The 7,746-nt window shown below is 60.2% G+C and carries 8 protein-coding genes and 1 tRNA gene; 3 read left to right on the forward strand and 6 right to left on the reverse strand.

Features of this window, described 5'->3' with window-relative positions; all coding sequences use genetic code 11:
• Positions 1–32: 32 nt before the first annotated feature.
• Positions 33–503 carry a GatB/YqeY domain-containing protein gene (locus K0U62_01455; GenBank protein ID MCH9800182.1) on the reverse strand — a complete coding sequence of 157 codons (471 nt, stop codon included), beginning with the start codon at positions 501–503 and terminating at the stop codon, positions 33–35.
• A 91-nt stretch (positions 504–594) separates the two neighbouring features.
• Here K0U62_01455 and K0U62_01460 point away from each other — a divergent pair, with 91 nt between their 5' ends.
• A complete protein-coding gene (locus K0U62_01460) occupies positions 595–1,503 on the forward strand; it encodes a metallophosphoesterase (GenBank protein ID MCH9800183.1) in 909 nt (302 codons plus the stop codon).
• Between the two features lie 26 nt (positions 1,504–1,529).
• Positions 1,530–1,603 (forward strand) — tRNA-Pro (locus tag K0U62_01465).
• A gap of 140 nt (positions 1,604–1,743) precedes the next feature.
• Here the strand turns inward: K0U62_01465 and K0U62_01470 are convergent.
• The 4 genes from K0U62_01470 to K0U62_01485 all read right to left on the reverse strand — a co-directional run bounded on the left by K0U62_01470 (position 1,744) and on the right by K0U62_01485 (position 6,779).
• Positions 1,744–3,012, reverse strand: a complete 1,269-nt coding sequence (locus K0U62_01470) for an aspartate kinase (GenBank protein MCH9800184.1) — start codon at positions 3,010–3,012, stop codon at positions 1,744–1,746.
• A 62-nt stretch (positions 3,013–3,074) separates the two neighbouring features.
• Positions 3,075–3,671: a recombination mediator RecR gene (gene recR, locus K0U62_01475; protein ID MCH9800185.1), complete on the reverse strand. Its 597-nt coding sequence runs from the start codon at positions 3,669–3,671 to the stop codon at positions 3,075–3,077.
• Positions 3,672–3,673: 2 nt separating this feature from the next.
• Positions 3,674–5,494 (reverse strand): DNA polymerase III subunit gamma and tau, encoded by a 1,821-nt coding sequence (locus tag K0U62_01480; GenBank protein MCH9800186.1) that lies wholly within the window; start codon positions 5,492–5,494, stop codon positions 3,674–3,676.
• Positions 5,495–5,549: 55 nt separating this feature from the next.
• On the reverse strand, positions 5,550–6,779 hold the full coding sequence (locus K0U62_01485) for an amino acid permease (protein ID MCH9800187.1): 1,230 nt from the start codon (positions 6,777–6,779) through the stop codon (positions 5,550–5,552).
• A 24-nt stretch (positions 6,780–6,803) separates the two neighbouring features.
• Between K0U62_01485 and K0U62_01490 the strand changes: the two genes are divergently transcribed.
• Positions 6,804–7,430, forward strand: coding sequence for a peptidylprolyl isomerase (locus K0U62_01490; protein MCH9800188.1), 627 nt, complete (start codon positions 6,804–6,806; stop codon positions 7,428–7,430).
• A gap of 60 nt (positions 7,431–7,490) precedes the next feature.
• On the opposite strand, the gene K0U62_01495 is transcribed toward K0U62_01490, so the two are convergent.
• On the reverse strand, positions 7,491–7,746 hold a 256-nt coding region (locus tag K0U62_01495), incomplete at its 5' end, for a hypothetical protein (GenBank protein MCH9800189.1).

Consider the following 7,746-nt stretch of genomic DNA (forward strand, 5'->3'; position numbering starts at 1 on the left):
ATTCGAACCGCGATTGCGGTTCGCCTGGACCCCTACTGGCCGATCCCCAATTCCCGTTTAACTGTCGCAGCAAGTTCGGCGCCATCCACTCGACCGAGAGTCTTGTCCTTCAGGTCCTTCATCACTGAACCCATCGCACGGCCACCTGCCAGTCCTTGCTCCTGAGCAGCTGCGACCGCCAGTTGAACTAGTTGCTGCAACTCCTCGGTGGACAGCGGCTGCGGAAGGTAGCGAGCGAGGATATCTGCCTCCGACTTTTCCTTGTCCGCAAGATCGTCCCGTCCTGCTTTTTCGAATTCACCGGCTGCTTCGCGTCGCCGCTTGGTCTCAGAGGCCAGCACCGAGACGGTCTCATCATTGCTGAGTTCTCTGGCGGCATCGCCAGACACCTCCGCCTTGCTGATCGACGTCAAGGCCATCCGGATAGTGGCCACAACTTCCGTTTGACCGGACTTCATAGCGGAGGTGAGATCTTGGCGCAGTTGTTCCTTGATGGTGGACATAGCGCCCATTGTGGCGTGTTTGCGCCCAGTCGGGTACTCAACCCGCCATCCGGTCAACGCACTAGCTGAGAATGGTGGCACGATAGAACGCATGTCCCGATCCATCGCCAAAATCGCGGCACTCGGAAGTGTTGCGGCAGTAGCGGGACTGGCTTGGTCGGTAGCGGAAACTAAGCGCTACCGCATGCGCATGGAATCCCTTCCGATCCTTCCTGCCGGTGCTCAGTCACTACGAGTTCTGCATCTATCGGATCTTCACATCACCCCCTCGCAGGGCGATAAGACTCAGTGGCTCGCTGCCCTGGCTGATTGGGATCCGCACCTCACCGTCGTGACCGGAGATTTCCTCGCCCATCACGCGGCTGTGCCAGTGGCTTTGGCGGCACTACGACCACTGCTGGCGGCACCGGGGGTCTTTGTATTGGGCAGCAACGACTACTACGCGCCGAGACCATTCAATCCGGCCCGCTATTTGCGCGGCCCGTCGGAGTTAGAGACCAGTCGAGAACCCCTACCGTGGCCAGATCTGGTTAATGGCCTGACTCGGGCTGGCTGGTTGGATCTCGACAACCGTCGCGCCCACCTCAGCCTTGCCGGCCTAGCAGTGGATGCTCGGGGTGTTGATGACCCACACATTGGCCTCGATGATTACAACCGGGTCGCAGGTCCGTTCGAACGTTCCGCAGACCTTCGACTGGGTGTCGCGCATGCCCCCTACTTGCGGGTGCTAGATGCGATGAGCGCCGACGGAGCCGATCTGATGCTGGCGGGCCACACCCACGGTGGCCAGTTGCGGGTACCGGGCTATGGGGCGTTGGTCACCAACTGCGATCTCCCTCGAAAGTTGGCTCGCGGCCTTCACCGTTACCCGACAGATTCATCGACGTGGCTGCAAGTCTCTGCAGGCATGGGGCAGTCTCCTTACGCACCAGTGCGGTTCGCCTGCCCACCAGAGGCGGTCCTGCTTACCTTGACCGGTAGCGACGTCAGCAGCGGCTGACCACTGGGCTAAACTTGGGGCTTCAGCGGGGTGTGGCGCAGCTTGGTAGCGCGCTTCGTTCGGGACGAAGAGGTCGCAGGTTCAAATCCTGTCACCCCGACGCGAGCAAAGGCCTGGGGTGTGCCCCCGGGCCTTTGGTCATATTTCGGCATGTCGCAGCAGGCGCCGCAAGTCGCCACAGGCATTATGCAGCGGCTCGGTGGCAGACGAATTTTGGTCGAACGATATCGATTGTGTTCACTACCTTCCGGTGCCTGCGTAGACAACCGCCTCGCCGTCGGCATCCAAGCCGAAAGCAGTGTGCACGGCACGCAACGCCCGCTCAGCATCCCCGGTGCGGGTGACCACGGAGATTCGAATCTCTGAGGTAGAGATCATTTCCACGTTCACATCCGCCTCGGCCAATGCCCGGAAAAAGGTCGCGCTGACTCCCGGGTTGGACCTCATGCCAGCGCCGACCAGCGACAGCTTGGCGACGTCCTCATCACTGGCCAGATTGGCGAACCGAATCTTGTCCTGCGAGTCCAGCAACGCTTGCATCCCCCGACCAAGATCGCCCTTGGGGCAGGTGAAAGTCACATCAGTCAAGTGGGTACTTGCCTCGCTGACGTTCTGCACGATGAGGTCGATATTTACCCCGGCATTGGCAAGTGCCTGAAAGATCTCAGCAGCGATACCCGGTTCGTCCGGAACCCCCACAATAGTGATCTTGGCGTCGTTCAGGTCGGCGGCAACGCCCGAGATGATCGGCTGTTCCACGGTTCCTCCTTCGGTCGGATCGGCAAGCACCCAGGTGCCCTCAGAAGTAGAAAAGGTTGATCGCACGTGAATGGGAATCTGAAAGCGACGGGCATACTCCACGCAGCGCAGATGCAGAACTTTGGCGCCTACCGCTGCAAGTTCCAGCATCTCTTCGTACGAGAGCCGACCTACTTTGGTTGCTCGGCCAACAGTCCGGGGATCGGCAGTGAAGACACCATCGACGTCGGTGTAGATCTCACACACTTCGGCTGTCAAGGCAGCTGCCAAGGCCACTGCAGTGGTGTCTGAGCCACCTCGCCCCAAGGTAGTGACGTCTTTACTCTCGTGGCTGACTCCCTGAAACCCAGCAACGATCGGTACTGCGCCTTCGCTCAAGGCCTTTTGGATACGTCCCGGAGTGACGTCGATGATCCGTGCCCGACCATGCGCCGAGTCGGTAATCAGACCAGCTTGCGAACCGGTGTAGGAGCGAGCTTCAAAACCGTTGTCATGGATTGCCATGGCCAGCAAGGCCATCGATATTCGCTCTCCTGCAGTGAGCAACATGTCGAGTTCGCGTCCCGGCGGGTCAGGGCTGACCTGTTGCGCCAAATCCACGAGGTCATCGGTGGTGTCACCCATGGCGGATACCACCACGACCACTTCATTACCGGCCCGCCGGGTGTCGGCGATCCGTCGAGCTACCCGCTGAATCGATGAAGCATCAGCGACAGATGATCCGCCGTACTTTTGAACGATGAGGGCCACGCGAGACTCTTCCTAAAGGTTGTAATCCAGCTGCTACAAATAACAGGATATCCAGCGGCCAGTTACCCGAGAGTCCGGCGGCCCGCAAAAGCTCGCCCCAACGTGACTTCATCAGCAAACTCGAGGTCACCGCCCACCGGCAGCCCACTAGCTAATCGGGACACTGCCAAATCCATATCCGCCAGCATCCGAGCAAGATAACTGGCGGTCGCCTCACCTTCAAGATTGGGGTCAGTGGCGATAATTACCTCACGAATCGAGGCATCCGCGAGTCGCTGCATCAACTCGGTGATTCGCAGGTCGCTAGGACCGACGCCGTCGATGGGACTAATGGCACCACCCAAGACGTGATAAACGCCGCGGAACTCGCGGGTGCGCTCGATTGCCACCACATCTCGACTTTCCTCCACCACGCAGATGATCGAGCGTTCGCGACGTTCGTCGGTGCAAATCGAGCAGGGGTCGGATTCCGTGGCACGACCACAGGTCTGGCAGAACCGGACCCGCTGCTTTGCCTCCGTCAAGGCGGTTGCCAACCGTTCAACATCGGTCGGGTCGGCATCCAGAATGTGAAAAGCGATCCGCTGAGCCCCCTTGGGCCCGACTCCGGGGAGTCGACCCAGTTCCTCAATCAAGTCAGCAAGTGCACCCTCATACATGCTTAGTTGCCCTCAATCTCACCGATAGCCGTCGCTCCGAGTTTCTCCTTCAGCAAATCGACGCCGGCCAGGTCTGAGTCTGCGAGATCCGGGTCGGAATCAGAAGGCTCTGATTCCGCTTCGGCAGTCGCGGCACGCTCGATCGGCCTGACGGCTACATCGATACCAAACGACTCCACCAATACCGTGCGAAGCATGACGTCTCGGCCGCTTTGCGTAATCGACAGCAGTTGCCCCGCCGTCGGGACCTCTACCCGCAGCTCACCATCCGCGACCTCGACTGGCTGAGCGCCGTCCCACACTGCCGCTGCCACCCGACTGCGGGACCGTATCTGCTGCAGCAATTCCGGCCAGACCGCCAGTACGGCATCGAGATCGGCTGTGGTCGGTTTCGGACTACTCGCTGCCGAGGGTTCTTCGGTCGGCTGCTCCGCCGGGGCTTCCTGCTGCTGGCCGCCACTAGCTACCCGCGGTTTCGGCGGCGGCGCGGTGCGTGACGCTACCGATGCTGATTTCTTAGGCGGCTTGGGTGGTGAGGGCGGTCGTTCCGATGTAGCAGTTGGTTTCGGCTCGGCTGGCCGTTGACGGGGCTGGGCTGGCGGCTCTGCTGCGGTGTTCTGCGACACGGCGTTCTCGACGACCGGATTTGGGGCGTTCGCCAACACCGAAAGCCGTCGTTCGAGCACGTCAATCCGCGACAGAGTTGACTCCGCATCCACTTGGGTAGCCGGGACCAAGAGTCTCGCTGCCAAGATTTCCAACTGCAACCGTGGTGACGTGGAACCCTTGATCTGTGACAGACCTTCGTTGATGATCTCCGCAAATCTTGTCAGTTCGGTGGGGCCGAAGTTGGCCGCTTGTTCAGCGAGGGCCTCCCGCTGATCCACCGACATGTCGAGGACCTCCGCTGAGGCGGAATCACCGGCATGGCGCAGCACCAACAAATCTCGGAACCGGTGCAACAGGTCAGTGACGAATCGTCGAACGTCATGGCCTGACTCGACGACTGCCTCAACCGCCGCGAACAGCGCCGGGCCATCGTGCCCGGCGATAGCAGCGACTGCAGCATCAAGAAGCGCATCATCAGTGACGCCAAGTTGATCTGCGACCACCGTTTGGGTCAAGCCTTCGGGACCGGCACCAGCGATCAGCTGCCCCATGATGCTTTGAGCGTCACGGACGCTACCGCCGCTTGCCCGGGCGATGAGTGCTAAGGCCGGCGATTCTGCGGGCACACCTTCTCGCTCACAAATCCCGGCTAGGTTTTCCTGCAACTGTCGCGCGGGAACCAACCGGAAAGCGTAGTTGAAAGTACGCGAGCGGATGGTGGGCAGAACCTTGTCCACCTCAGTGGTGGCGAAGATGAACTTCACATGTTCCGGCGGTTCCTCAATCAGTTTCAGCAAGGCGTTGAAGCCGTCCTTGCTGACCATATGTGCTTCATCGATAATGTAGATCTTGTAGCGGGCTCGGGCAGGTACGAAGACCGCGCGTTCGCGTAGGTCTCGGGTATCGTCAACACCACCGTGGCTGGCGGCATCGAGTTCAATCACATCCACCAGCCCTGGACCATTCGGTGCCAATGCTTCGCAGAACTCACAGGTGCCACAAGGGTCAGAAGTCGGCCCGTTCTCGCACAGCATCGATCGGGCCAAGATGCGCGCCGTTGAGGTCTTGCCACAGCCTCGCGGACCACTGAGCAAGTAGGCGTGGTGGATGCGTCCCTCATCGAGGGCTCGTGATAACGGCTCCGCAACGTGGTCCTGGCCGATAACCTCGCTAAACCGTCCTGGCCGGTAGGTTCGATACAGCGCCAGACTCATGAGGACAGGCTACGCGCCGGATCGACCTAGGAAGCGCGCACCCCGCCGTGGACTGTCACCCGGTGAGATCCAATCCAAACTGGGCAACCAACAGCAGCAGACAGCTGATCGCCCCAAGATAAGGAACGAGCCGCGGGACCTGGAAGCCATCGAACGGATCCCGACGTTTGAGCCGGATCAGTGACAGATTGACCAGCACAAAGACGAGGAGAATGATCGCGCTGGTGATCTGCGCCAACCGTCCCAGCGGCAGCGCCAGGGCAAAGACCAGGACGAACACGGCAAATAACCAGGTGGCTGGGACCGGGGTTTGCCGTTGTCCCGAGACCCGACCCAGTAGTTTCAGTCGGCCCTGCTGCCGACTCAACCCGTACATCACGCGCGGCCCCATCAGGAACTGAACCACGACACCATTAGCGATCGCCAACAGCGACACCGCTGCGATGACCTGCGGCGAAAGCCAACCGCTACCGGCTACTAAGGCGCTCAACGGCGCGTCGGTTTTCGCCAGCTCAGCTGGCGGCACCGCAACCACTGCGACCAACGCAACCACCAAATAGATGACGGTTGATACCGCAATTGCAGCGATGATGGCCCGCGGTAGTGCCCGGGGTGCATCGCGCACTTCCTCGGCCATGTTGACCATATCCTCAAATCCGATGAAGGCGTAGAAGGCTAGGAATGCCCCGGCCGCTATCCCCAGCCAAGATGGATCTGACAGCCCGGCCGACCAGTCCTGCCAGTTCTCGGGATCAGTCCAACCACCGCTGGCCGCGATGACAACCGCGACGAGCCCCAACAACTCGATCACGGTGATAGCTACCGCCACCCCGACCGACTGCCGCACGCCAGCAACGGCGAGTAGGGCTACTGCGGCAACCAGACCGCAAATGGCCAGCCACTCCGGCACCGATATCAACTCAGCGAGGTAACCGGCGAAGCCACGAGACAGCGTCGCCGCCGACACCAGTCCGGTGGCAACCACGGCCCAGCCCACCGTTTGTGACAGCCAACTCCGCCGAAAAGCAGCACCGACGTAGGCCGCCTCACCTGCGCTTTGTGGCCGACGGGCGACGAGTTCGCTGTATGAAATGCCGGTGAGTCCGGCCACCACCGCGGCCAGCATGAACGAGAGCGGCGTCCAGACTCCCGCTTGACCTGCGATCTCACCGATGAGGACGTAGATACCTGCGCCAACAATGGTGCCCAGCCCGAAAAAGAGCATGGCTGGTCCGCTGATCGCTCGCCGGAGCGACCCCGCTTCTTGTTCTAATTCCGCCGCCATTACTTCATAGTTTCACCGATCACCATGGGGCAAGAAAACACCAGCACCTACTTGGGGCAGAATGCCTATATGCGCAAGATGATCTCCCTCGCCGCCGCGGCCGGTCTAGCAATCGCCCTGGTTAGTTGCAGTTCCGACGTCGACGATTCTGGATCAGCGGATGCCGAGCCCACGGATACCGAAACCATCACGCTCGACACCAGTCGAGGCAGGATCGTGATCAAGACTAACCCTGCCGCTCCGCAGGCCGTGGAAGCGCAGACGAAGTTGGTCACCGAGCAGTACTTCGATGACACGCCTTGCCATCGAGTAGTCACTAGCGGCATCTTCGTGCTGCAGTGCGGTGATCCCACTGGTACCGGAACCGGTGGACCCGGCTATCAACTCCCCGATGAGAATCTGCCGGATCCAACCGTCAACAACTACCCCGCCGGGACGGTGGCGATGGCGAACTCCGGGCCTAACACTGCCGGTAGCCAGTTCTTCATCGTCTACGAAGACACCACGCTCGATCCGGGATACACCATCTGGGGTGAAGTAGTGGAGGGCCTCGATGTCGTTACCAACATCGCCGTATCCAGCCGAAAGGATGGGATCACCGACGGGAAGCCCAAGCCCAAGGTCACGATCGAAACTGCAACCCTGGGCTAGACATTAGGACAACTTCGGGCACTTTCTGCTGACTAGTTAATCATCAGAAAGTGGCCCTTCTCACAGTTTCTTCACGCTCACTGGCTTGGTCTGAGATTTGGTCTTGCCATTTCCCAGTTGCCCGGACCAGTTGTCTCCCCAGCATTTTGCGGTGCCGTTCTTCAGCCGTGCACAAGCGCTGACATGTCCTACTGCAACCTGCTCCACCTTCTTCAGATTCTTGACTCCAGTTGGTTTCGTCTTGGACTTCTTTTGGCCATTTCCCAGCATTCCGCTCTGATTGCTACCCCAGCACCGGGCTTTCTTCTTACCGTCA

This window comes from Actinomycetes bacterium, assembly GCA_022599915.1.
GTDB lineage: Bacteria > Actinomycetota > Actinomycetes > S36-B12.

Bases quoted from the DNA above. Each gene is read 5' to 3' on its own strand.
- K0U62_01455 (MCH9800182.1), bottom strand. From the start codon at position 503: ATGTCCACCATCAAGGAACAACTGCGCCAAGATCTCACCTCCGCTATG.
- K0U62_01460 (MCH9800183.1), top strand. From the start codon at position 595: ATGTCCCGATCCATCGCCAAAATCGCGGCACTCGGAAGTGTTGCGGCA.
- recR (MCH9800185.1), bottom strand. From the start codon at position 3,671: ATGTATGAGGGTGCACTTGCTGACTTGATTGAGGAACTGGGTCGACTC.
- K0U62_01480 (MCH9800186.1), bottom strand. From the start codon at position 5,494: ATGAGTCTGGCGCTGTATCGAACCTACCGGCCAGGACGGTTTAGCGAG.
- K0U62_01485 (MCH9800187.1), bottom strand. From the start codon at position 6,779: ATGGCGGCGGAATTAGAACAAGAAGCGGGGTCGCTCCGGCGAGCGATC.
- K0U62_01490 (MCH9800188.1), top strand. From the start codon at position 6,804: ATGGGGCAAGAAAACACCAGCACCTACTTGGGGCAGAATGCCTATATG.